This is a genomic window from Streptomyces coelicoflavus (genome assembly GCF_003112555.1).
Taxonomy (GTDB): domain Bacteria; phylum Actinomycetota; class Actinomycetes; order Streptomycetales; family Streptomycetaceae; genus Streptomyces; species Streptomyces coelicoflavus.
Genome location: NZ_BEWB01000012.1, coordinates 260,553 through 283,774 on the forward strand (window position 1 = coordinate 260,553; position 23,222 = coordinate 283,774).

Sequence of the window (23,222 nt, forward strand, 5' to 3'; positions counted from 1 at the left end):
GCACCCGACCCCACCATGGCGAGGTGCCTCGTGTCCCCGTCAGGGACAGACATTCTTCCGGGAGCCCCCCAAGCCGCATCGTGCAGTGGATGTCGTACGTGATCAGTACGGCCGACACGGGCATTGAGCGGCCCGCCGGTGGGGGTCACCCCCTCTGGGGGAGTTTCGGAACCGGTGCGACCACGCCGCATGACACAGACACCGGGTGCCACGGCTAGGGGAAGCGCCATCACCAGATATCTCTTCCGCCGTTCAGGCGGACCACCGCCCCGGCACGGTTCGCACAGCAAGGACCGAAGCCGGACAGCACAACCGGTCGCCGAGCCAGACAGGCCGACGTCCGCTCCAGGGAAGGACCCTTCGTGAGCGACACCACCGATCTGATGGGCGCACGTGTCGAGGAGACCGCTGCCGCGCCCGCCACGGACGCCTCCGCGCCTGCCACCGGTGCCGGCTCCCGGCGGCGCCGCGGTACCGGCCTCGAGGGCATGGTGCTGGCCGAGCTGCAACAGGTCGCATCCGGTCTCGGCATCAGGGGCACCGCGCGTATGCGCAAGAGCCAGCTGATCGAGGTCATCAAGGAGGCGCAGGCCGCGGGGGGCGCCCCCGCCAAGGCCGCGCCCGCCGCCGCGGACGCCGTCGGCGAGACCAAGCCGAAGCGCCGCAGCACCTCCCGGACCCGTACGGGCGACGAGGCTCCCGCCGCGAAGGCGGGGAGCGCGGAGAAGGCCGGCAAGGCCGACAAGAAGGCGGACAAGGCGGCCGCCGACCAGCAGCAGATCGACATTCCCGGTCAGCCGTCCCCCAAGGTCAACGCCTCGGCCGAGCAGGCCGCGCCCGCCGCCGACGCCCCCTCCGAGCGTCGTCGTCGCCGGGCCACCGCCGACGCGGGCAGCCCGTCCGGCACCGAGACGGTCGCCGTCGAGACCCGCGGTGAGACGAAGGCCGACGCGTCGGCCCAGCAGCAGTCGCAGCAGCAGGGCCAGGGGCAGCAGCAGGGCCAGGGCGACGCGCGTTCCGACGGCGAGGGCGGCGAGGGCCGCCGTCGCGACCGCCGTGACCGGGGCGACCGCGGTGACCGGAACGACCGCGGTGACCGCGGCGGCCGGGACCGGCGCAACAAGGGCGACGACCAGAGCCAGGGCGGCGGTCGCCAGGACCGTCAGCAGCAGGGCGGCGGACGTCAGGACCGTCAGCAGCACGACGACGGCTACGACGACGACGGCGGCGGCCGCCGCGGCCGCCGGGGCCGCTACCGCGACCGCCGGGGCCGTCGCGGACGCGACGAGATCCAGGAGCCGCAGATCAACGAGGACGACGTCCTCATCCCGGTCGCCGGCATCCTCGACATCCTCGACAACTACGCGTTCATCCGGACCTCCGGCTACCTGCCCGGCCCCAACGACGTGTACGTCTCCCTCGCCCAGGTCCGCAAGAACGGCCTGCGCAAGGGCGACCACATCACCGGTGCCGTGCGCCAGCCCAAGGACGGCGAGCGTCGCGAGAAGTTCAACGCGCTGGTCCGCCTGGACTCGCAGAACGGCATGGCGCCCGAATCCGGGCGCGGGCGCCCGGAGTTCAACAAGCTGACGCCGCTGTACCCGCAGGACCGCCTCCGCCTGGAGACGGACCCCGGCGTCCTCACCACCCGCATCATCGACCTCGTCGCGCCGATCGGTAAGGGCCAGCGCGGTCTGATCGTGGCCCCGCCGAAGACCGGCAAGACCATGATCATGCAGGCGATCGCCAACGCGATCACGCACAACAACCCCGAGTGCCACCTGATGGTCGTCCTGGTCGACGAGCGTCCGGAAGAGGTCACCGACATGCAGCGGTCGGTGAAGGGCGAGGTCATCTCCTCGACCTTCGACCGCCCGGCCGAGGACCACACCACGGTCGCCGAGCTGGCCATCGAGCGCGCCAAGCGCCTGGTGGAGCTGGGTCACGACGTCGTCGTACTGCTCGACTCGATCACGCGTCTGGGCCGTGCGTACAACCTCGCCGCCCCGGCCTCCGGCCGCATCCTGTCCGGTGGTGTCGACTCGACCGCCCTGTACCCGCCGAAGCGCTTCTTCGGTGCGGCCCGCAACATCGAGGACGGCGGCTCGCTGACCATCCTCGCCACCGCCCTGGTGGACACCGGGTCCCGCATGGACGAGGTCATTTTCGAGGAGTTCAAGGGCACCGGCAACGCCGAGCTCAAGCTCGACCGGAAGCTCGCCGACAAGCGCATCTTCCCCGCGGTGGACGTCGACGCGTCCGGCACCCGCAAGGAGGAGATCCTGCTCGGCAGCGAGGAGCTCGCCGTCACCTGGAAGCTGCGCCGGGTGCTGCACGCCCTCGACCAGCAGCAGGCGATCGAGCTGCTCCTGGACAAGATGAAGCAGACCAAGTCGAACGTCGAGTTCCTGATGCAGATCCAGAAGACGACGCCGACGCCCGGCAACGGCGACTGAGCCACCGCCGACGGGTCCGCACCACGGAAGTCCCGCTTCGTCACTCGGGTGACGGGGCGGGACTTCCGGCTTGCCGGGCTTGTAGGATCAGCGCACTTGCAGTGGGGGGGGGGAACGTATTTTCGGATGCGCCCACAGGGTGATCAGTGCTGCCTTCACCGGCCCGCGCCCGGGGGCGGTTCTCTCCTGCCTGCGTCTACAGCGACAGGAGATCTGAGTGACGTCCACTCCTCGAAGAGCCCGGCTGGCTCTTCCCGCGGCCGGTGCCGCACTCGCCCTGTCGGGCGCGGTCCTCGCGGCCGCCCCCGCCCAGGCCTCCGGCGGGGCCCCCGTCCCGCCCCGGCCGGCCGTCACCGAACGGCCCGCCACCGCGTCCCCCGCCGAGCTGGCGCACCGTGTCCGGGAATCCGGGGCCGCCCTCAAGAGCGACACCCCGGCCGCCCCCGGCGCGGAGCCGGAGGCCGGTCCGAGCACCGAGGCCCCGTCCGGCAGGATCGACCCGAAGATCATCGGCGGCACGAACGCGTCGATCTCCGAGGCGCCGTGGATGGTGCAGCTGCACTACTACGACGACAAGGGCACCACCGACACCGCCGACGACGAGGGCTACTTCTGCGGCGGCACCCTGGTGGCCCCGGCGAAGGTCCTCACCGCCGCGCACTGCGTGTACGGCCTGGACTGGGCGCAGAACGGAGCCGTCCTCGCCGGCACCGCCCAACTGCCCGAAGGCAACGACCTGCACGGCGGCCGGGTGGCCGGCGTATGGCGCCAGTGGGTCAACCCCACGTACCGGCCGAGCAGCATCTCGGGCGGCGACCTGGCGGTGCTCACGCTGGGCGAGGCACTGCCGTACAAGACGCTGCGGCCGACGACGAGCGGCGACACCGCCTCCTACGCCAACGGGACTCCGGCGACCGTGTACGGCTGGGGGCGCACCAGCTCCACCAGCCAGGACATCTCGCCGACGCTGAAGAAGGCGACCGTGCCGATGCGCTCGGACGCCTCCTGCACGTCGTACTGGGGCTCCGACTTCGTGCCCGGCCAGATGGCCTGCGCCGGCACCCCGGCCTCCGGCCAGGACGCCGGTACGGTCTCCCCGTGCAACGGCGACTCCGGCGGTCCGCTCGTGGTCAACGGCAGGATCGCCGGCGTGGTCTCCTGGGGCGTCGAGGACTGCGTCGCCTCGGGTGCCTACGGCGTCTACGCCAAGGTCAGCTCCTACGTCGGCGAGGTCAACTCCCGCGTCGACGACACCGACCTGGACTTCGACGGCCTCGCGGACCTCTTCGCCCGCACCCCCGGCGGCGACGCGTACGAGTACTACTCCCTCGGCGACAGGTGGCCGTACCTGGACAACCGCCTCTCGCTCGGCGACTGGGGCGGGGTGAGCCTGGTGCGCCAGGGCGACCTGGACCGCGACTTCTACCAGGACTACGTGTACCGCGCCTCGGACGGCGTGCTGTACACCCTCGCCTTCAACGGGGTCGACGCCTACGACTCGATCCGCGTCGGCGGCGGCTGGAACGTGATGAAGGACCTCCGCGTCCCGGGCGACCTCTCCGGCGACGCCCTGCCCGACCTGGTCGCCAAGGACAAGTACGGCGTCCTGTGGCTCTACCCCGGCAAGGGCGACGGCACCTTCGGCAGCCGGGTCCGCATCGGCGGCGGCTGGGCCAAGTACACGATCACCGGCAAGGGCGACTACAACCGCGACGGCAGGCCCGACCTGCTGGCGCGGGACGGCTCGGGCGTCCTGTGGCTGTACCCGGGCACCGGGAAGGCCGCGCCGGCGCTCGGCAGCCGGGTGAGGGTCGGCGGCGGCTGGTCCGTCTACAGCGCCTTCGCCACCGCGGGCGACGTCACCGGTGACGGCAGGCCCGACCTGCTGGCCCGCGACGGCTCCGGTGTGATGTGGCTCTACAAGGGCACCGGCAAGTCCGGCACGGCGACGTTCAAGACCCGTGTGCGGGTCGGGGGCGGCTGGAACGCGTTCAACCTCTTCGGCTGAGCGAACGAGCCCCACGGGGCCGCCTCCACCCCGGAGGCGGCCCCTTCGCCGTTCACCGGGAGCGCGGCTGCGACCTTCGCCACACGGGACGCCCCGGGCGGCGTCCCGGCGGGACGGGGCCGGTGCTCGTGGATGCCCAGGTCAGCGCCGCGGACCCGCGCACCGCGAACACGCTCCGTCACCGTTTTTGCACCGGTTCGCCACAGTCCGTTGTGCAACCCTGTCCCGAGTTCCGCCGTCTGAGCTACGGAGGGACCATGGTGAGGACCGGCGCCGAACCCGCCGCCGGACCGACCGCCCCGACCCTGAGCGCAGGGGGTAACCGACCGGACGAACACCGAGGAGCCCATGTCCGCCGAGAGCACGCCGGATCCCGCGATACCCGGCCCCGGCCAGTCCCGCCCCACCGGACCCGGCCACCGGGGCAAGGGGCGCCGCCGCAGGCCCAGATCGGGCCGGCGCAAGGCCCTGCTCGTCGCGGCCTGGAGCGCGGCCGGCATCGTGGTCCTGGGCGGCACCGGAGCGGGAGTCCTGTACTTCAAGCTCAACGGCAACCTCACGAGCGTCGACATCGACGCGGCACTCGGCGCCGACCGGCCCGAGAAGGCCGACAACGGCTCCGAGAACATCCTGGTCCTCGGCTCCGACACCCGTTCCGGCGGCAACAAGAAGCTCGGCGGCGGCACCGACGACGGCACCGCCCGCTCGGACACGGCGATGATCGTGCACGTCTACAAGGGCCACAAGAAGGCCAGCGTGGTCTCCATCCCGCGCGACACCCTCATCGACCGCCCCGACTGCACCGACACCGACGGCAACGAGCACCCCGCCGCCGAGGGCGTGATGTTCAACTCCGCCTACTCCACCGGCGGCGCCGCCTGCGCCGTGAAGACCGTCGAGTCGGTCAGCGGCCTGCGCATGGACCACTACCTGGAGGTCGACTTCAGCGGCTTCCAGAACCTCATCGACGACCTCGGCGGCGTACGGGTCACCACCACCGAGGACATCAAGGACCCCGACAGCCACCTCGACCTCCCGGCCGGCACCCACCGGCTCGACGGCGAGCAGGCCCTCGGACTGGTCCGCACCCGGCACGGCGTCGGCGACGGCTCCGACCTCGGCCGCATCCAGCTCCAGCAGGCCTTCGTCAAGGCCCTGGTCCACCAGGTCAAGGACATCGGCCTGCTCGGCAACCCCAAGAAGCTGTACGACATCGCCGACACCGCCACCAAGACCGTGACCACCGACTCCGACCTGGGCTCGGTGAACTCCCTGATGTCCTTCGCGACCGGGCTGAAGGGCATCGGCCCGGACAAGATGCACATGGTCACCATGCCGGTGGTCTACGACCCCGCCGACGCCAACCGCGTCCTGGTCGAGAAGGACAAGGCCCAGCAGGTCTGGACGGCCCTGAAGAACGACCGCCCGATCCCGGAGTCGGCCACCAAGGGCACGGCCACGGGTGAGGCCAAGGGCGTCGTGAACGCCGGGGAATAGTTCACCCCCGCCCCCGGTTTTGGGGGATGGCCCCAGTCCTGGCAGACTGGTACGTCGGCTCCGGTTCACGCTCCCGCATCCCGCGGCTGCGACCCGGCGCCCTCCCGGAACAGTAGGAGACACCTTGAAGCGCGACATCCACCCCGAGTACGTCGAGACGCAGGTCAGCTGCACCTGTGGCGCGTCGTTCACCACCCGCAGCACCATTCAGTCCGGCACCATCCGGGCCGAGGTCTGCTCCGAGTGCCACCCGTTCTACACGGGCAAGCAGAAGATCCTCGACACCGGTGGCCGCGTGGCCCGCTTCGAGGCCCGCTTCGGCAAGGCTTCCGCCGGCTCCAAGAAGTAGCGAGCCTCCAACCGCCGGTCCACGGCCGCATCCCCTGCCCGGGGAGCGCCGGGACCGGCGTTTTTGGTCGCCCGTCTTCCCTTCCCACGCAGTAGCAGGAGCCCAAGATGTTCGAGGCCGTCGAGGAACTCGTCGCCGAGCACGCCGACCTGGAGAAGAAGCTCGCCGACCCGTCGGTCCACTCCGACCAGGCGAACGCGCGCAAGCTGAACAAGCGGTACGCCGAGCTGACCCCGATCGTCGCCACGTTCCGCTCCTGGAAGCAGACCGGCGACGACATGGAGACCGCGCGCGAGTTCGCGGCCGACGACCCCGACTTCGCCGCCGAGGTCAAGGAGCTGGACAAGCAGCGCGACGAGCTGACCGAGAAGCTGCGCCTGCTGCTCGTCCCGCGCGACCCCAGCGACGACAAGGACGTCATTCTCGAGATCAAGGCCGGAGCCGGCGGCGACGAGTCGGCGCTCTTCGCCGGCGACCTGCTGCGCATGTACCTGCGCTACGCCGAGCGGGTCGGCTGGAAGACCGAGATCATCGACTCCACCGAGTCCGAGCTGGGCGGCTACAAGGACGTCCAGGTCGCCGTGAAGACCAAGGGCGGCCAGGGCGCCACCGAGCCCGGCCAGGGCGTCTGGGCGCGGCTCAAGTACGAGGGCGGCGTGCACCGCGTGCAGCGCGTGCCCGCGACCGAGTCCCAGGGCCGGATCCACACCTCCGCGGCGGGCGTCCTCGTGACCCCCGAGGCCGAGGAGATCGACGTCGAGATCAACCCGAACGACCTCCGCATCGACGTCTACCGGTCCTCCGGGCCCGGCGGCCAGTCCGTCAACACCACCGACTCCGCGGTGCGCATCACGCACATCCCGACCGGAGTCGTCGCCTCCTGCCAGAACGAGAAGAGCCAGCTGCAGAACAAGGAGCAGGCCATGCGTATCCTGCGCTCCAGGCTGCTCGCGGCGGCGCAGGAGGAGGCGGAGAAGGAGGCCGCCGACGCCCGGCGCAGCCAGGTCCGCACCGTCGACCGCTCCGAGAAGATCCGCACGTACAACTTCCCGGAGAACCGCATCTCGGACCACCGTGTCGGTTTCAAGGCGTACAACCTGGACCAGGTCCTGGACGGCGACCTCGACTCGGTGATCCAGGCCTGCGTCGACGCGGACTCGGCGGCCAAGCTCGCCGCCGCGTAAGCCCCGTACGACAGCCCGGAGGACCAGCGTGCCGCTACATCACGGGGGGCGACCCCCGAACCCCCGCAGTGTGCTGCTCACGGAGGTGGCCCAGGCCACCCAGCGGCTGGCCGATGCCGGCGTGCCCTCGCCGCGCACCGACGCGGAAGAACTCGCCGCGTACCTGCACGGCGTCAAGCGGGGCGAGCTGCACACCGTGCAGGACGCGGACTTCGACGCCCGGTACTGGGAGGTCGTCGCCCGCCGGGAGGCGCGCGAGCCGCTCCAGCACATCACCGGCCGCGCCTACTTCCGCTACCTGGAGCTCCAGGTCGGCCCCGGCGTCTTCGTGCCCCGCCCCGAGACCGAGTCGGTCGTCGGCTGGGCCATAGACGCGGTGCGGGCGATGGACGTCGTCGAGCCCTGCATCGTCGACCTGTGCACCGGCTCGGGCGCCATCGCGCTCGCCCTCGCCCAGGAGGTGCCGCGCTCGCGCGTGCACGCCGTGGAGCTGTCCGAGGACGCCCTGAAGTGGACGCGCAGGAACATGGAGGGGTCCAGGGTCGACCTCCGCCAGGGAGACGCCCTGACGGCCTTCCCGGACCTCGACGGCCAGGTCGACCTGGTGGTCTCCAACCCGCCGTACATCCCGCTCACCGAGTGGGAGTACGTCGCCCCCGAGGCCCGCGACCACGATCCGGAGCTGGCCCTGTTCTCCGGCGAGGACGGCCTCGACCTGATCCGCGGCCTGGAACGCACCGCGCACCGCCTGCTGCGCCCCGGCGGCGTGGTCGTCGTCGAGCACGCCGACACCCAGGGCGGCCAGGTGCCCTGGATCTTCACCGAGGAGCGGGGCTGGGCCGACGCGGCCGACCACCCCGACCTCAACAACCGGCCCAGGTTCGCGACCGCCCGCAAGGCACTGCCGTGAACATCCCGACGACCCCCACCCCGCAGTACGTGTACGAGGAGGCCAGCTAAATGGCACGGCGTTACGACACCAACGACGCGACCGACCGAGTGACCGGTCTGCGCGAGGCCGCGTCCGCCGTCCGCCGTGGCGAGCTCGTGGTGCTGCCGACGGACACCGTGTACGGCATCGGCGCCGACGCCTTCACCGCGGAGGCCGTCGGCGACCTGCTGGAGGCCAAGGGACGCGGCCGAACCATGCCCTCCCCGGTCCTCATCGGCTCGCCCAACACCCTGCACGGCCTCGTCACGGACTTCTCCGAGATGGCCTGGGAACTCGTCGACGCCTTCTGGCCCGGCGCGCTGACCCTGGTCGCCAAGCACCAGCCGTCCCTCCAGTGGGACCTGGGCGAGACCCGCGGCACGGTCGCCGTCCGGATGCCTCTGCACCCCGTGGCCATCGAGCTGCTCACCGAGGTCGGCCCCATGGCCGTCTCCTCCGCCAACCTGACCGGCCACCCGGCCCCCGAGGACTGCGACGCCGCCCAGCAGATGCTCGGCGACTCCGTATCCGTCTACCTCGACGGCGGCCCCACCCCCGGCAACGTCCCGTCGTCCATCGTCGACGTCACCCGCGAGGTGCCCGTGCTGCTGCGCGCGGGCGCGCTGTCCGCGGAGGAACTGCGCAAGGTGGTACCCGACCTCGAGGTGGCGAATTGACGGCCCCTGAGACGGGGCGTGGCATAGGCAACGGGGAACGCGCCGCGGAGATCACGACCACGTTCGTCGGACTTCCGCGCGACAGCTTCCGCATCCTCCACGTCAGCACCGGAAACGTCTGCCGCTCGCCCATCACCGAGCGGCTGACCCGGCACGCGGTGCAGGAGCGGCTCGGTGTGCTGGGCGGCGGCCTGATCGTGGAGAGCGCCGGCACCTGGGGCCACGAGGGCGCCCCCATGGAAGCGAACGCCGAGACGGTCCTCACGGACTTCGGCGCCGACCCGGCCGGGTTCACCGGCCGCGAGCTGCTCGACGAGCACGTGATCCGCGCCGACCTGGTCCTCACCGCCACCCGCGACCACCGGGCCCAGGTCATCTCCATGGGCCACTCGGCGGGCCTGCGCACCTTCACCCTCAAGGAGTTCACCCGCCTGGTGAACGCCATCGACCCGGCCACGCTCCCTCCCCTGGAGGACGGCGTGGTCACCCGCGCACGCGCCCTGGTCCGCGCCGCCGCCGCTCTACGCGGGTGGCTCCTGGCACCCACGGCCGAGGCGGACGAGGTGTACGACCCGTACGGCGCCCCGCTGACGTTCTTCCGGTCGGTCGGCGACGAGATACACCAGGCACTGGACCCGGTCGTGACCGCGCTGACGGGGGTCCCCGCGCGCGCGTAGGACCCGTCGTGCGCACGCCGGGCGGCTTCGCCGTGCCGGGCCTACATTGGTCGTACGTCACCGTCGACGCACGCCCGGAGCGCACCATGTCGGTCACCCACGACATCCTCGAGGCCGATGCCGGCCCGCTCGGAGTCCTGGCGCGCCAGGATCCCGAGCTGGGCGAGATCCTGTACGCCGAAGGCCGCCGGCAGGCGACGACACTCCAGCTGATCGCCGCCGAGAACTTCACGTCCCCCGCCGTGCTGGCCGCCCTCGGCTCCCCCCTGGCCAACAAGTACGCCGAGGGCTACCCGGGCGCCCGCCACCACGGCGGCTGCGAGATCGTCGACGTGGCCGAGCGGCTGGCCGTCGAGCGCGCCAAGAGCCTCTTCGGCGCCGAGCACGCCAACGTGCAGCCCCACTCCGGCTCCTCCGCCGTACTGGCCGCCTACGCCGCCCTGCTGCGCCCCGGCGACACCGTCCTCGCCCTCGGCCTGCCCTACGGCGGCCACCTCACCCACGGCTCGCCCGCCAACTTCTCCGGCCGCTGGTTCGACTTCGTCGGCTACGGCGTGGACGCGGAGACCGGGCTGATCGACTACGACCAGGTGCGCGCCCTGGCCCGCGCCCGCCGTCCCAAGGCGATCGTCTGCGGCTCCATCGCCTACCCCCGCCACATCGACCACGCCGTCTTCCGCGACATCGCCGACGAGGTGGGCGCCTACCTCATCGCGGACGCCGCGCACCCGATCGGCCTGGTCGCCGGGGGAGCGGCGCCCAGCCCGGTGCCGTACGCCGACATCGTGTGCGCCACCACGCACAAGGTGCTGCGCGGGCCGCGCGGCGGCATGATCCTGTGCGGAAGCGAACTGGCGGAGCGGGTCGACCGGGCCGTCTTCCCCTTCACGCAGGGCGGCGCCCAGATGCACACCATCGCCGCCAAGGCCGTCGCCTTCGGCGAGGCGGCCACCCCCGCGTACGCCGCCTACGCCCACCAGGCGGTCGCCAACGCCCGGGCGCTTGCCGCCCACCTGACCGCCGAGGGCCTGGTCGTCACCACCGGCGGCACGGACACCCACCTGCTCACCGCCGACCCCGCCCCGCTCGGCGTCGACGGGAAGGCCGCACGGGGGCTGCTCGCGGCGGCCGGGATCGTCCTGGACTGCTGCGCACTCCCGCACGGCGACGCCCGCGGCCTGCGCCTGGGCACGGCGGCGATGACCACGCAGGGCATGGGGGAGCGGGAGACGCGGGCCGTGGCGACACTGCTCGCCGGGGTGCTGCGCGGGACGACGGACCCGGCCGCGGCCCGGGCGGACGTACGGGACCTGACCGCGGAATTCCCCCCGTACCCGGACTGAGGGCGGGTAGGCGTACCGGCGTGCACGGCCACACGTGCAACCATCGTCGATACCCGGAAGTCCTCAACCGTATGCGCCGCATCGCCAAGCGCATCGCTAGGGTGTGGGGTTGAGGATGGCCAGCGAGACCTGTGGGGAAGCCCGTGCGTGAATACCTGCTGACGCTCTGCATCACGGCCGCGGTGACGTATCTGCTGACAGGGCCGGTACGGAAGTTCGCGATCGTGGCGGGGGCGATGCCGGAGATCCGGGCACGTGACGTGCACCGGGAACCCACTCCGCGGCTCGGCGGGATCGCGATGTTCTTCGGGCTGTGCGCCGGCCTGCTGGTCGCCGACCACCTCACCAACCTCAGCGAGGTCTTCGAGAAGTCCAACGAGCCGCGCGCCCTGCTCTCCGGGGCCGCCCTGATCTGGCTGATCGGTGTCCTGGACGACAAGTTCGAGATCGACGCCCTGATCAAGCTGGGCGGGCAGATGATCGCCGCCGGTGTGATGGTGGTCCAGGGTCTGACCATCCTGTGGATCCCGCTGCCGGGCGTCGGCACGGTGGCGCTCACCCAGTGGCAGGGCACCCTGCTGACGGTGGCCCTCGTCGTCATCACCATCAACGCGGTCAACTTCGTGGACGGCCTGGACGGCCTCGCGGCGGGGATGGTGTGCATCGCGGCGGCGGCGTTCTTCATGTACGCCTACCGGATCTGGTACTCGTACGGCATCGAGGCGGCGGCGCCCGCGTCGCTCTTCGCGGCCATCCTCATGGGCATGTGCCTCGGCTTCCTGCCGCACAACATGCACCCCGCCCGGATCTTCATGGGCGACTCCGGATCGATGCTCATCGGCCTGGTGCTGGCGGCCGGCGCGATCTCGGTCACGGGGCAGGTGGACCCCGACCTGATGAACCTGTTCTCCGGGTCCGAGCGCAACTCGGTGCACCAGATGGTGCCGGTCTACATCCCGCTGGTGATGCCGCTGACCATCATCGCCATCCCGGCCGCCGACCTGATCCTGGCGATCGTCCGGCGCACCTGGAAGGGCCAGTCGCCGTTCGCCGCGGACCGGGGGCACCTGCACCACCGGCTGCTGGAAATCGGCCACTCGCACAGCCGCGCGGTGCTGATCATGTACTTCTTCTCGGCGTTGATCGCCTTCGGTGCGCTCGCCTACTCCGTGAACGCGGCGTCGATGTGGATCGTGCTGAGCGTCGTCTTCCTCAGCGCGATCGGCCTGGTCCTGCTCCTGCTGCCGCGCTTCACCCCGCGCGCGCCCCGCTGGGCGGAGGGCTTCGTCCCGCCGCGCTACCGGCGCCGCAGGGCGGCCGTCATGGCGAGCGAGGAAGAGACCGCGGCCCCCGCGGACGAGGACGAGGAGCGGGTTCCGGTCGGCGTGGGCGTCAACGGAGCGACCGCCATCGGATCCCGTACGCGCACCAGGTGACCACGGCTAAATGCCGCATTACCAGACAAGTTGGCGCGCTAATTGCACAAACGCGCACCGTCACTCTCACGTGTGACAGCAAGCACACCCAGAGGTAAAGACCTCATCAAATAGTTTGTGATACGGTTCACGAGTATCCCCCGGGTAGAGCCCAAGGACCGTAGTGCGACGGTCTCTTGTAAGTGAGGACCTCGTCCGGCTCGGGGCTACGCTCGTCCATGACGACACCTGCCCCCTGTGTGTTGAAAGCGGAGTTGCCGCCATGCCGTCCAATGACGTCCGGATCCTGCTTCAGGCTGCCGTGCCCACGGCTGCCGTCGGCGCTGTAGCCGCCGTCGTCAGCGCCGTGGTGGCCGGCGGCAAGGGCGCGGTCGGAGCCGTCGTCGCGACCGTGGTGGCGATGCTCTTCATGGGAATCGGGCTCTACGTCCTGCAGCGCACCGCCAAATCGCTTCCGCACCTTTTCCAGGCGATGGGCCTGATGCTCTACGCGGCACAGATCCTGCTGCTGTTCGTCTTCCTCGCCGCGTTCAAGAACACGACGCTGTTCAACCCCCGGTCCTTCGCGATCACTTTGGTCGCCGTCACGCTCGCGTGGATCGCCGCGCAGACGCGGGCGCACATGAAGGCCAAGATTCTCTACGTCGAACCCGAGTCGTCGAGCGAGAAGCCCGAGAAGACGGGCCACTCGTCGTGAGGGGTAGGGCCGGGATAAAGAGGCATGTGAAGTCCTGCTATCGTCCGGTGCCAACTGCGGCATCGCGGGCGCGGGCATCCGAGCTGACGCCTGCACGAGCGCGAGGCAAGATGCCCCACAGCCGCCCCCACATCCGTAACACCAGTCCCGTGCCGAACTGCGGCCCCGCGCCGCGCCGACACAACGAGGTTGCCGTACCCATGCGCCACGATGAAGGAGCCCGCGGTGAGTGCTGACCCGACGCAGGTGCTCGCCTTCGAGACCGACTGCCACATTTTCGACGGGTGTGGCTTCCCGGCTCCCGGCCTGCACTCGTTCCTCTTCGAGCCGCTCTGGGGCAACGCAGACGGCAACGGCCTGTACTTCAACAAGCCGATGCTGCTGGCTCTGCTCGGCTCGTTCATCATCGTGGGCTTCTTCTGGGCCGCCTTCAACAAGCCGAAGGTCGTCCCGGGCAAGCTCCAGATGGTCGCCGAGTCCGGCTACGACTTCATCCGCCGTGGCGTGGTCTACGAGACGATCGGCAAGAAGGAAGGCGAGAAGTACGTCCCGCTCGTCGTGACGCTCTTCTTCTTCGTCTGGATGATGAACCTCTGGTCGATCATCCCGGTCGCCCAGTTCCCGGTCACCTCGATCATCGCCTACCCGATGGTCCTGGCCCTCATCGTCTACGTCCTGTGGGTCTCGCTCACCTTCAAGCGCCACGGCTTCGTCGGCTTCTTCAAGAACGTCACCGGCTACGACAAGTCCCTCGGCGCGGTCCTGCCGCTGTCGATGACCATCGAGTTCTTCTCGAACCTGCTGGTCCGCCCCTTCACGCACGCCGTCCGGCTCTTCGCCAACATGTTCGCCGGCCACACGCTGCTGCTGCTCTTCACGATCGCCAGCTGGTACCTGCTGAACGGCATCGGCTTCGCCTACGCGGGCGTCTCGTTCGTGATGACGATCATCATGACGGCCTTCGAGCTCTTCATCCAGGCCGTGCAGGCGTACGTGTTCGTTCTGCTGACCTGCACCTACATCCAGGGCGCGCTCGCCGAGAACCACTGAGTCCCCGCCCGGCCTCACCCCCCAGCCGTCCGGTGGCCAACCCCCACCGGTCCGTAAAGAAAAGGAAGAACCGGCATGTCCCAGACCCTTGCTGCCGTTGATGGTTCGCTCAGCTCCGTCGGGTACGGCCTGGCCGCCATTGGCCCCGGCGTCGGCGTCGGCATCATCTTCGGTAACGGCACCCAGGCCCTCGCCCGCCAGCCCGAGGCGGCCGGCCTGATCCGCGCCAACCAGATCCTCGGCTTCGCCTTCTGTGAGGCGCTCGCCCTCATCGGTCTCGTCATGCCCTTCGTCTACTAAGACGAAGACCGACGACCGACCCTTTCGACGAAAGGCATTGATGTGACTTCCGCCCTGGTTTTCCTGGCGGCTGAGGGTGAGAAGGAGAACCCCCTCATCCCGCCGTGGCCGGAGCTCGTCATCGGCCTGATCGCCTTCGTCATCGTCTTCGGCTTCCTCGCCAAGAAGCTCCTCCCGAACATCAACAAGGTTCTGGAAGAGCGCCGCGAGGCCATCGAGGGCGGTATCGAGAAGGCCGAGGCCGCGCAGACCGAGGCCCAGAGCGTCCTCGAGCAGTACAAGGCGCAGCTCGCCGAGGCCCGGCACGAGGCCGCGCGCCTGCGTCAGGAGGCGCAGGAGCAGGGCGCCACGCTCATCGCCGAGATGCGCGCGGAAGGCCAGCGGCAGCGTGAGGAGATCATCGCCGCCGGTCACGCCCAGATCCAGGCCGACCGCAAGGCCGCCGCGTCCGCGCTGCGCCAGGACGTCGGACAGCTGGCCACTCAGCTGGCCGGCAAGCTGGTCGGGGAGTCCCTCGAGGACCACGCTCGCCAGAGCCGTGTGATCGACCGCTTCCTGGACGAGCTGGACGACAAGGCGACGACGGCAGAGGCAACCCGATGAGTGGGATGCACGGAGCGAGCCGCGAGGCTCTTGCCGCCGCACGTGAGCGTCTCGACGCGCTGACGGACTCCACGTCCGTGGACGCCGGCTCGCTCGCCGACGAGCTGGCCGCCGTCACCGCGCTGCTCCACCGCGAGGTGTCGCTGCGTCGGGTCCTCACCGACCCGGCGCAGTCCGGCGAGGCCAAGGCCGAGCTCGCCCAGCGCCTCCTCGGCAACCAGGTCAGCGGCACCGCCGTCGACGTGGTGGCCGGCATGGTGCGCTCCCGCTGGTCGCAGTCCCGCGACCTGGTGGACGCGCTGGAGGAGCTGGCGAACACCGCCGACCTCACCGCCGCGCAGAAGCGGGGCCGGCTCGACAACGTGGAGGACGAGCTGTTCCGGTTCGGCCGGATCGTCTCCTCCAGCACCGAGCTGCGCGCCGCGCTCACCAGCCGGTCGGCCGGCACCGCGGCCAAGGGCGAGCTGCTGAGCGGCCTGCTCGGCGGCCGGGCGGAGCGGACCACCGAGCGTCTGGTGACGCGCCTTGTCACCGCGCCGCGGGGACGTAGCCTGGAGTCGGGACTCGAGTCCCTGTCCAAGCTCGCCGCCGACCGGCGCGACCGGATGGTCGCCGTGGTCACCTCGGCGGTGCCGCTGAGCGACACGCAGAAGCAGCGCCTCGGCGCGGCCCTCGCGAAGGTCTACGGCCGTCCGATGCACCTCAACCTCGACGTGGACCCCGAGGTCCTCGGCGGGATCCGGGTGCAGGTCGGTGACGAGGTCATCAACGGCTCCATCGCGGACCGCCTGGAGGACGCCGGCCGCCGTCTGGCGAGCTGACGCTCCCGCGACGGCGGTCGCGACAACAGCACAGCAACAACAGCAGTAGCAGTACGTACTTACGACGGCCCTGGTTGGGCCGTGCAGAGGATTCACCTCTCATTGGGGGGAGTCCCGACTCGTGGAATACCCCCCAAGTGAAACTTCGGGCCCAACAAGGAGAGCAGGGAACTCAGATGGCGGAGCTCACGATCCGGCCGGAGGAGATCCGGGACGCACTGGAGAACTTCGTCCAGTCGTACAAGCCGGACGCGGCCTCGCGCGAGGAGGTCGGTACGGTCACCCTTGCCGGCGACGGCATCGCGAAGGTCGAGGGCCTGCCCTCGGCCATGGCCAACGAACTGCTGAAGTTCGAGGACGGCACCCTCGGCCTCGCCCTCAACCTCGAGGAGCGCGAGATCGGTTGCGTCGTCCTCGGTGAGTTCAGCGGCATCGAGGAGGGACAGCCGGTCTCGCGTACCGGTGAGGTCCTCTCCGTGGCCGTCGGCGAGGGCTACCTCGGCCGCGTCGTCGACCCCCTCGGCAACCCGATCGACGGCCTCGGCGAGATCGAGACCAGCGGTCGCCGCGCCCTGGAGCTGCAGGCCCCCACGGTCATGCAGCGCAAGTCGGTGCACGAGCCGATGGAGACCGGCTACAAGGCCGTCGACGCCATGACCCCGATCGGCCGCGGTCAGCGTCAGCTGATCATCGGCGACCGCCAGACCGGCAAGACCGCCCTGGCCGTCGACACGATCATCAACCAGCGCGACAACTGGCGCACCGGCGACCCGAACAAGCAGGTCCGCTGCATCTACGTCGCCATCGGCCAGAAGGGCTCCACCATCGCGTCCGTGCGCGGTGCGCTGGAGGAGAACGGCGCGCTGGAGTACACGACCATCGTGGCCGCCCCGGCGTCCGACCCGGCCGGCTACAAGTACCTGGCGCCGTACACCGGCTCGGCCATCGGCCAGCAGTGGATGTACGAGGGCAAGCACGTCCTGATCATCTTCGACGACCTGTCGAAGCAGGCCGACGCCTACCGCGCCGTGTCGCTGCTGCTGCGCCGCCCGCCGGGCCGCGAGGCCTACCCGGGTGACGTCTTCTACCTGCACTCCCGTCTGCTGGAGCGCTGCGCGAAGCTCTCCGACGCCGAGGGCGCCGGCTCGATGACCGGTCTGCCGATCGTCGAGACCAAGGCCAACGACGTGTCGGCGTTCATCCCGACCAACGTCATCTCCATCACCGACGGCCAGTGCTTCCTGGAGTCCGACCTGTTCAACGCCGGCCAGCGTCCGGCCCTGAACGTCGGTATCTCGGTCTCCCGCGTCGGTGGCTCCGCCCAGCACAAGGCGATGCGCCAGGTCTCCGGCCGACTGCGCGTGGACCTCGCCCAGTTCCGTGAGCTGGAGGCGTTCGCCGCCTTCGGTTCCGACCTGGACGCCGCGTCGAAGGCGCAGCTGGAGCGCGGTCAGCGCATGGTCGAGCTGCTGAAGCAGAACCAGTACCAGCCGATGGCCACCGAGGACCAGGTCGTCTCCGTCTGGGCCGGTACCAACGGCAAGATGGACGAGGTGCCGGTCGCCGACATCAGCCGCTTCGAGAAGGAGCTGCTCGAGTACCTGCACCGCCAGGAGCAGGGCCTGATGACCTCCATCAAGGAGGGCGCCAAGATGTCGAACGACACCATCCAGGCCATCGACGACGCCGTCGCCGCGTTCAAGAAGCAGTTCGAGACCTCGGACGGCAAGCTGCTCGGCGAGGACGCCCCGTCCGCCGCCAAGTGACGTAAGGAAGGGACCTGACTCATGGGAGCCCAGCTCCGGGTCTACAAGCGTCGCATCCGATCCGTCACCGCGACCAAGAAGATCACCAAGGCGATGGAGATGATCGCCGCCTCGCGCGTCGTCAAGGCGCAGCGCAAGGTGGCGGCCTCCACGCCGTACGCGCGGGAGCTCACCCGCGCGGTCACGGCGGTCGGTAACGGGTCGAACACGAAGCACCCGCTCACCACGGAGGCGGAGAACCCGACCCGTGCCGCGGTCCTGCTCTGCACGAGCGACCGCGGTCTGGCCGGCGCCTTCAACTCCAACGCCATCAAGGCGGCGGAGCAGCTGACCGAGCGCCTCGAGCGCGAGGGCCGGCAGGTCGACACGTACATCGTCGGCCGGCGCGGTCTGGCCCACTACAACTTCCGCGAGCGCAAGGTCGCGGAGTCGTTCTCGGGCTTCACCGACGAGCCGGCGTACGCGGACGCCAAGAAGGTCGCGGCGCCGCTGATCGAGGCCATCGAGAAGGACACGGCCGAGGGCGGCGTGGACGAGCTCCACATCGTCTACACCGAGTTCGTCTCGATGATGACGCAGACGGCGGTCGACTCGCGGCTGCTGCCGCTGAGCCTCGACGAGGTGGCGGAAGAGTCGGGCACGAAGGACGAGATCCTTCCGCTGTACGACTTCGAGCCGTCGGCGGAGGACGTCCTCGACGCCCTGCTGCCGCGCTACGTCGAAAGCCGCATCTACAACGCGCTGCTGCAGTCGGCTGCCTCCAAGCACGCCGCCACCCGGCGCGCGATGAAGTCGGCCACCGACAACGCGGGCGAGCTGATCAACACGCTCTCCCGTCTTGCCAACGCGGCCCGCCAGGCCGAAATCACCCAGGAAATCAGCGAGATCGTCGGTGGCGCCAGTGCCCTGGCCGACGCGAACGCGGGGAGTGACAACTAATGACCACCACTGTTGAGACCGCGACGGCCACGGGCCGCGTCGCCCGGGTCATCGGCCCGGTCGTCGACGTGGAGTTCCCCGTCGACGCGATGCCGGACATCTACAACGCGCTGCACGTCGAGGTGGCCGACCCGGCCAAGGAGGGTGAGCTCAAGACGCTGACCCTCGAGGTCGCCCAGCACCTCGGTGACGGCCTGGTCCGCACCATCTCCATGCAGCCCACCGACGGCCTGGTCCGCCAGGCCCAGGTGACCGACACGGGCGCGGCCATCTCCGTCCCCGTCGGTGACTTCACCAAGGGCAAGGTGTTCAACACCCTCGGCGAGGTCCTCAACGTCGACGAGCAGTACGACGGCGAGCGCTGGCCGATCCACCGCAAGGCCCCGAACTTCGACGAGCTCGAGTCGAAGACCGAGATGTTCGAGACCGGCGTCAAGGTCATCGACCTGCTGACCCCGTACGTCAAGGGCGGCAAGATCGGTCTGTTCGGCGGTGCCGGCGTCGGCAAGACGGTGCTCATCCAGGAGATGATCTACCGCGTCGCCAACAACCACGACGGTGTCTCCGTGTTCGCCGGTGTCGGTGAGCGCACCCGTGAGGGCAACGACCTCATCGACGAGATGAGCGAGTCGGGCGTCATCGACAAGACCGCGCTGGTCTTCGGTCAGATGGACGAGCCGCCGGGCACCCGTCTGCGCGTCGCGCTGGCCGGCCTGACCATGGCCGAGTACTTCCGTGACGTCCAGAAGCAGGACGTGCTGTTCTTCATCGACAACATCTTCCGCTTCACCCAGGCGGGTTCCGAGGTGTCGACCCTGCTCGGCCGCATGCCCTCCGCGGTGGGCTACCAGCCGAACCTGGCCGACGAGATGGGTCTCCTCCAGGAGCGCATCACCTCGACCCGTGGTCACTCGATCACCTCGATGCAGGCGATCTACGTCCCCGCGGACGACCTGACCGACCCGGCCCCGGCCACCACCTTCGCCCACCTCGACGCGACGACGGTGCTCTCCCGTCCGATCTCCGAGAAGGGCATCTACCCGGCCGTGGACCCGCTGGACTCGACGTCCCGCATCCTCGACCCGCGGTACATCGCGGCGGACCACTACCAGGCCGCGATGCGCGTGAAGAACATCCTGCAGAAGTACAAGGACCTGCAGGACATCATCGCGATCCTCGGTATCGACGAGCTGGGCGAAGAGGACAAGCTCGTCGTCCACCGCGCCCGTCGCGTGGAGCGCTTCCTGTCCCAGAACACCCACGTCGCCAAGCAGTTCACCGGCGTCGACGGGTCGGACGTCCCGCTGGACGAGTCGATCGCGGCCTTCAACGCGATCTGCGACGGCGAGTACGACCACTTCCCGGAGCAGGCGTTCTTCATGTGCGGTGGCATCGAGGACCTGAAGAACAACGCCAAGGAGCTGGGCGTCTCCTGAGCCTCGGCTCACGGTGAGCCGCACGGTTCACCATCCGGAGGGGACGGGCGCGTCCCGTCCCCTCCGGCACGCCCTTTAGACTTGTAACCAACACCCGGCTCTCCCGCCGGGTGGTGACCCGAGGAGCCACCTTGGCTGCTGAGCTGCACGTCGCGCTGGTCGCGGCCGACCGAGAGGTCTGGTCCGGCGAGGCCACCCTGGTCGTCGCGCGCACCACGTCCGGCGACATCGGCGTCATGCCCGGTCACCAGCCGCTGCTCGGTGTGCTGGAGTCGGGCCCGGTGACCATCCGTACGAGTGACGGCGGGACGGTCGTCGCCGCGGTGCACGGCGGTTTCATCTCGTTCGCCGACAACAAGCTGTCGCTGCTGGCCGAGACCGCCGAGCTGGCGGACGAGATCGACGTCCACCGCGCCGAGCGGGAGCTCGAGCGCGCGAAGACGGAGGGCGACGCCCACGCCGAGCGTCGCGCGGACGTCCGCCTGCGCGCTGCGGCGGGACGCTGATCCACAGCACTGTGCGATAGCGTCGTGCCATGACGTCACTCAGCCGCGGCTGGGACCGGAGTCATCCGGACCCGGCCGCGGCTGAGGCAGATCCGGGTGTTTTTTCCGTTCCGTTACCTAGGAGACGAGGAGGTCGGTGTCGATGGCCCTCACTCTGACTGTGTGCGGAATCGTGGTCGCCCTGGTGGTGATCGGGCTCTTCGTCTTCGGTCTGCGGCGCCGGCTGATCCAGCGCTCGGGCGGCACCTTCGACTGCTCGCTGCGGTGGGACGCCCCCAAGGAGGGTGACACCGGCGGCAAGGGCTGGGCGTACGGGGTGGCCCGCTACAACGGTGACCGGGTCGAGTGGTACCGCGTGTTCTCGTACTCCCCCCGCCCGCGCCGCGTGCTCGAACGCTCCGCGATCGAGGTGGCCGGCCGCCGGGTGCCGGACGGCGAGGAGGAACTCGCTTTGCTCTCCGACGCCGTGGTCCTGGCCTGTCTGCACCGGGGCACACGGCTCGAACTGGCGATGAGCGAAGACGCGCTGACCGGATTTCTCGCGTGGCTGGAAGCAGCCCCGCCCGGTCAGCGCGTCAACGTCGCTTAGAGAGCTTTTCTACGCGGTCTACTTCAGGCCGCTGTCGATGGCGCTCACCAGTTCGCCGTTCGTGGTGTCGCCGCTGAACTCCCAGAAGAAGGCGCCGCCGAGACCCTGCTGCTCGGCCCAGTCCATCTTCGACTTGATGGTGGCCGGGGTGTCGTAGGACCACCAGTTGGTGCCGCAGTGGGCGTACGCGGTGCCCGCGACGGTGCCGGTGGCCGGGCAGCTGTTCTTGAGGACCTTGTAGTCCTCGATGCCGGCCTCGTAGGTGCCGGCCGCCGGGCCGGTGGCGGTGCCGCCGGGCGCGGACTGCGTGACGCCGGTCCAGCCGCGGCCGTAGAAGCCGATGCCGATCAGGAGCTTGTCGGCCGGGACGCCCTTGGACTTGAACTTCGCCATCGCGTCGGCGGTGGTGAAGCCCTGCTGCGGGATGCCGTCGTACGCGTTGAGCGGCGAGTGCGGGGCGGTCGGGCCGTTCTTCGCCCAGGCGCCGAAGAAGTCGTACGTCATCACGTTGTACCAGTCGATGTACTTCGAGGCCTCGCCGTAGTCGGCGGCGTCGATCTTGCCGCCGTCCGAGCCGTCGGCGGTGACGGCCGCGGTGATCAGGTAGTCCTGGCCGAACTCGGCGCGCATGGCCTTCATCATGCTGCTGAAGGCGTTGGGGGCGCTGGTCTCGTCACAGCTGAGACCGCAGGCGTTGGGGTACTCCCAGTCCAGGTCGATGCCGTCGAAGACGTCGGCCCAGCGCGGGTCCTCGACCAGGTCGTGGCAGGACTGCGCGAACGCGGCCGGGTTCTTCACGGCGTCGGGGAAGCCGCCGGACCAGGTCCAGCCGCCGAAGGAGTAGAGGATCTTGATGTGCGGGTACTCCGCCTTCAGCTTGCGCAGCTGGTTGAAGTTGCCGCGCAGCGGCTGGTCCCAGGTGTCCGCGACGCCGTCGACGGACTGGTCGGCGGTGTACGCCTTGTCGTAGTCGGCGTAGGCGTCGCCGATGGTGCACTTGCCGCCCTGGACGTTGCCGAAGGCGTAGTTGATGTGCGTGATCTTCTCGGCGGAGCCGGAGGTGACCAGGTTCTTCACGTGGTAGTTGCGCCCGTAGACGCCCCAGTTGGTGAAGTAGCCCATCTTGACCTCGGCACCCGGGTTCGGGTTCGGCTCGCCGCCGTCCCCGCCGGTGGTCGTGACCTTCACGGAGCCGCTGGCCGGACCGGTCTGGTCGCCGGTGTCGCGGGCCTTGACGCTGTAGGAGTAGTCGGTGCCCTTGGTAAGGCCGTTGTCCGTGTAGGTGGTGCCGGTGACGGTGGCGACCGTCGCGCCGTCGCGTAGGACGTCGTAGTTCTTGACGCCCTTGTCGTCGGTGGCCGCAGACCAGGACAGTTTCACCGAGGTGTCGGTGATGTTCGAGGCGGTGGGCGTGCCGGGCGCGGAGGGGGCCTCGTCACCGGGGACCGAGGAGCCGTCGCAGCTGCCGCCGTTGATCTTGCAGCCGGACGGGGAGCCCGGGCCGCTGCCGTTGAAGCCGAAGGAGACCGAGGCGCCGGGGGCGAGCGTCCCGTTCCAGCCGACGTTCTTGGCGGTCCAGTGGTCGGCGGAGTTGGTGACGGTGGCGTCCCAGGCGGAGGTGACCTTGGTGCCGGAGGGGAAGTCCCACTCGACGGTCCAGGAGCTGAGGGAGGTGGTGCCGGTGTTCTTCACCGTCCACTTGCCGCCGAAGCCCGTGCCCCAGTCCGAGGTCTTCTGGAAGGTGGCCGTCGCGCTGGTGGCCGCCTGGGCCGGGCTCGCGAGGCCGACCAGGCCGGCGAGGGGAAGCGCCAGGGTCGCTGCGAGTGCCGCGGCTTTGTGTCTGAAGCGCATGTGCGCCTCCTTTTATGGGGATGTTGTCGAGGGCATGACTGAGCCTCATGCCCGCAGTGCGGCGAGAATAGAAAGGTCTGGACCACAGGTCAATAGGTCTGGACCA

The 23,222-nt window shown here is 69.8% G+C and carries 21 protein-coding genes; 20 read left to right on the forward strand and 1 reads right to left on the reverse strand.

Annotated features, from left to right (window positions below; all coding sequences use genetic code 11):
• Positions 1 to 362 precede the first annotated feature (362 nt).
• The 20 genes from rho (at position 363) to Sco07f_RS28800 (ending at position 21,265) form a co-directional block, all read left to right on the forward strand.
• Positions 363 to 2,456, forward strand: coding sequence for a transcription termination factor Rho (gene rho / locus Sco07f_RS28705; protein WP_108989586.1), 2,094 nt, complete (start codon positions 363 to 365; stop codon positions 2,454 to 2,456).
• Between the two features lie 217 nt (positions 2,457 to 2,673).
• Positions 2,674 to 4,464 carry a trypsin-like serine protease gene (locus tag Sco07f_RS28710; RefSeq protein ID WP_087789526.1) on the forward strand — a complete coding sequence of 597 codons (1,791 nt, stop codon included), beginning with the start codon at positions 2,674 to 2,676 and terminating at the stop codon, positions 4,462 to 4,464.
• 348 nt (positions 4,465 to 4,812) lie between these two features.
• Complete coding sequence (locus Sco07f_RS28715; protein ID WP_054099002.1) at positions 4,813 to 5,961, forward strand: LCP family protein; 1,149 nt, start codon at positions 4,813 to 4,815, stop codon at positions 5,959 to 5,961.
• 124 nt (positions 5,962 to 6,085) lie between these two features.
• Entirely contained in the window at positions 6,086 to 6,310 is a 225-nt protein-coding gene (gene rpmE, locus Sco07f_RS28720; RefSeq protein ID WP_007387665.1) for a 50S ribosomal protein L31, read from the forward strand.
• Between the two features lie 107 nt (positions 6,311 to 6,417).
• A complete protein-coding gene (gene prfA, locus Sco07f_RS28725) occupies positions 6,418 to 7,494 on the forward strand; it encodes a peptide chain release factor 1 (protein ID WP_007387664.1) in 1,077 nt (358 codons plus the stop codon).
• Between the two features lie 70 nt (positions 7,495 to 7,564).
• Entirely contained in the window at positions 7,565 to 8,404 is an 840-nt protein-coding gene (prmC, locus tag Sco07f_RS28730; protein WP_042821735.1) for a peptide chain release factor N(5)-glutamine methyltransferase, read from the forward strand.
• A gap of 50 nt (positions 8,405 to 8,454) precedes the next feature.
• Positions 8,455 to 9,102, forward strand: a complete 648-nt coding sequence (locus tag Sco07f_RS28735) for an L-threonylcarbamoyladenylate synthase (RefSeq protein WP_007387662.1) — start codon at positions 8,455 to 8,457, stop codon at positions 9,100 to 9,102.
• Positions 9,099 to 9,779, forward strand: a complete 681-nt coding sequence (locus tag Sco07f_RS28740) for an arsenate reductase/protein-tyrosine-phosphatase family protein (protein ID WP_007387661.1) — start codon at positions 9,099 to 9,101, stop codon at positions 9,777 to 9,779. The genes Sco07f_RS28735 and Sco07f_RS28740 overlap by 4 nt, the downstream gene beginning before the upstream one ends.
• 86 nt (positions 9,780 to 9,865) lie before the next feature.
• Entirely contained in the window at positions 9,866 to 11,122 is a 1,257-nt protein-coding gene (gene glyA / locus Sco07f_RS28745; protein WP_087792830.1) for a serine hydroxymethyltransferase, read from the forward strand.
• 143 nt (positions 11,123 to 11,265) lie between these two features.
• Positions 11,266 to 12,558 (forward strand): MraY family glycosyltransferase, encoded by a 1,293-nt coding sequence (locus Sco07f_RS28750; protein ID WP_108989587.1) that lies wholly within the window; start codon positions 11,266 to 11,268, stop codon positions 12,556 to 12,558.
• 262 nt (positions 12,559 to 12,820) lie between these two features.
• Positions 12,821 to 13,255, forward strand: a complete 435-nt coding sequence (locus Sco07f_RS28755; RefSeq protein WP_007387658.1) for a Cg1360 family ATP-synthase-associated protein — start codon at positions 12,821 to 12,823, stop codon at positions 13,253 to 13,255.
• 210 nt (positions 13,256 to 13,465) lie between these two features.
• Positions 13,466 to 14,305 carry a F0F1 ATP synthase subunit A gene (gene atpB, locus Sco07f_RS28760; protein WP_087789525.1) on the forward strand — a complete coding sequence of 280 codons (840 nt, stop codon included), beginning with the start codon at positions 13,466 to 13,468 and terminating at the stop codon, positions 14,303 to 14,305.
• A 75-nt stretch (positions 14,306 to 14,380) separates the two neighbouring features.
• Positions 14,381 to 14,605: an ATP synthase F0 subunit C gene (gene atpE, locus Sco07f_RS28765; RefSeq protein ID WP_007387656.1), complete on the forward strand. Its 225-nt coding sequence runs from the start codon at positions 14,381 to 14,383 to the stop codon at positions 14,603 to 14,605.
• A gap of 42 nt (positions 14,606 to 14,647) precedes the next feature.
• Positions 14,648 to 15,208 carry a F0F1 ATP synthase subunit B gene (locus tag Sco07f_RS28770; protein ID WP_007387655.1) on the forward strand — a complete coding sequence of 187 codons (561 nt, stop codon included), beginning with the start codon at positions 14,648 to 14,650 and terminating at the stop codon, positions 15,206 to 15,208.
• A gap of 5 nt (positions 15,209 to 15,213) precedes the next feature.
• On the forward strand, positions 15,214 to 16,029 hold the full coding sequence (locus Sco07f_RS28775; RefSeq protein ID WP_042821731.1) for a F0F1 ATP synthase subunit delta: 816 nt from the start codon (positions 15,214 to 15,216) through the stop codon (positions 16,027 to 16,029).
• A 176-nt stretch (positions 16,030 to 16,205) separates the two neighbouring features.
• Complete coding sequence (gene atpA / locus Sco07f_RS28780) at positions 16,206 to 17,795, forward strand: F0F1 ATP synthase subunit alpha (RefSeq protein ID WP_007387653.1); 1,590 nt, start codon at positions 16,206 to 16,208, stop codon at positions 17,793 to 17,795.
• A 21-nt stretch (positions 17,796 to 17,816) separates the two neighbouring features.
• A complete protein-coding gene (locus tag Sco07f_RS28785) occupies positions 17,817 to 18,734 on the forward strand; it encodes a F0F1 ATP synthase subunit gamma (RefSeq protein ID WP_054098999.1) in 918 nt (305 codons plus the stop codon).
• Positions 18,734 to 20,170: a F0F1 ATP synthase subunit beta gene (gene atpD, locus Sco07f_RS28790; protein WP_007387651.1), complete on the forward strand. Its 1,437-nt coding sequence runs from the start codon at positions 18,734 to 18,736 to the stop codon at positions 20,168 to 20,170. The genes Sco07f_RS28785 and atpD overlap by 1 nt, the downstream gene beginning before the upstream one ends.
• A 131-nt stretch (positions 20,171 to 20,301) precedes the next feature.
• Positions 20,302 to 20,676 (forward strand): F0F1 ATP synthase subunit epsilon, encoded by a 375-nt coding sequence (locus Sco07f_RS28795; protein WP_007387650.1) that lies wholly within the window; start codon positions 20,302 to 20,304, stop codon positions 20,674 to 20,676.
• A gap of 142 nt (positions 20,677 to 20,818) precedes the next feature.
• Entirely contained in the window at positions 20,819 to 21,265 is a 447-nt protein-coding gene (locus tag Sco07f_RS28800) for a DUF2550 domain-containing protein (protein ID WP_108989588.1), read from the forward strand.
• Between the two features lie 18 nt (positions 21,266 to 21,283).
• Here the strand turns inward: Sco07f_RS28800 and Sco07f_RS28805 are convergent, their stop codons facing one another.
• Entirely contained in the window at positions 21,284 to 23,116 is a 1,833-nt protein-coding gene (locus Sco07f_RS28805) for a glycoside hydrolase family 18 chitinase (protein WP_108989589.1), read from the reverse strand.
• Positions 23,117 to 23,222: the final 106 nt, after the last annotated feature.

Coding starts and splice junctions, on each gene's coding strand:
- Sco07f_RS28715 (WP_054099002.1), top strand. CDS start 4,813: ATGTCCGCCGAGAGCACGCCGGATCCCGCGATACCCGGCCCCGGCCAG.
- prfA (WP_007387664.1), top strand. CDS start 6,418: ATGTTCGAGGCCGTCGAGGAACTCGTCGCCGAGCACGCCGACCTGGAG.
- Sco07f_RS28735 (WP_007387662.1), top strand. CDS start 8,455: ATGGCACGGCGTTACGACACCAACGACGCGACCGACCGAGTGACCGGT.
- glyA (WP_087792830.1), top strand. CDS start 9,866: ATGTCGGTCACCCACGACATCCTCGAGGCCGATGCCGGCCCGCTCGGA.
- Sco07f_RS28755 (WP_007387658.1), top strand. CDS start 12,821: ATGCCGTCCAATGACGTCCGGATCCTGCTTCAGGCTGCCGTGCCCACG.
- atpB (WP_087789525.1), top strand. CDS start 13,466: ATGAAGGAGCCCGCGGTGAGTGCTGACCCGACGCAGGTGCTCGCCTTC.
- atpE (WP_007387656.1), top strand. CDS start 14,381: ATGTCCCAGACCCTTGCTGCCGTTGATGGTTCGCTCAGCTCCGTCGGG.
- Sco07f_RS28775 (WP_042821731.1), top strand. CDS start 15,214: ATGCACGGAGCGAGCCGCGAGGCTCTTGCCGCCGCACGTGAGCGTCTC.
- atpA (WP_007387653.1), top strand. CDS start 16,206: ATGGCGGAGCTCACGATCCGGCCGGAGGAGATCCGGGACGCACTGGAG.
- Sco07f_RS28785 (WP_054098999.1), top strand. CDS start 17,817: ATGGGAGCCCAGCTCCGGGTCTACAAGCGTCGCATCCGATCCGTCACC.
- atpD (WP_007387651.1), top strand. CDS start 18,734: ATGACCACCACTGTTGAGACCGCGACGGCCACGGGCCGCGTCGCCCGG.
- Sco07f_RS28800 (WP_108989588.1), top strand. CDS start 20,819: ATGGCCCTCACTCTGACTGTGTGCGGAATCGTGGTCGCCCTGGTGGTG.
- Sco07f_RS28805 (WP_108989589.1), bottom strand. CDS start 23,116: ATGCGCTTCAGACACAAAGCCGCGGCACTCGCAGCGACCCTGGCGCTT.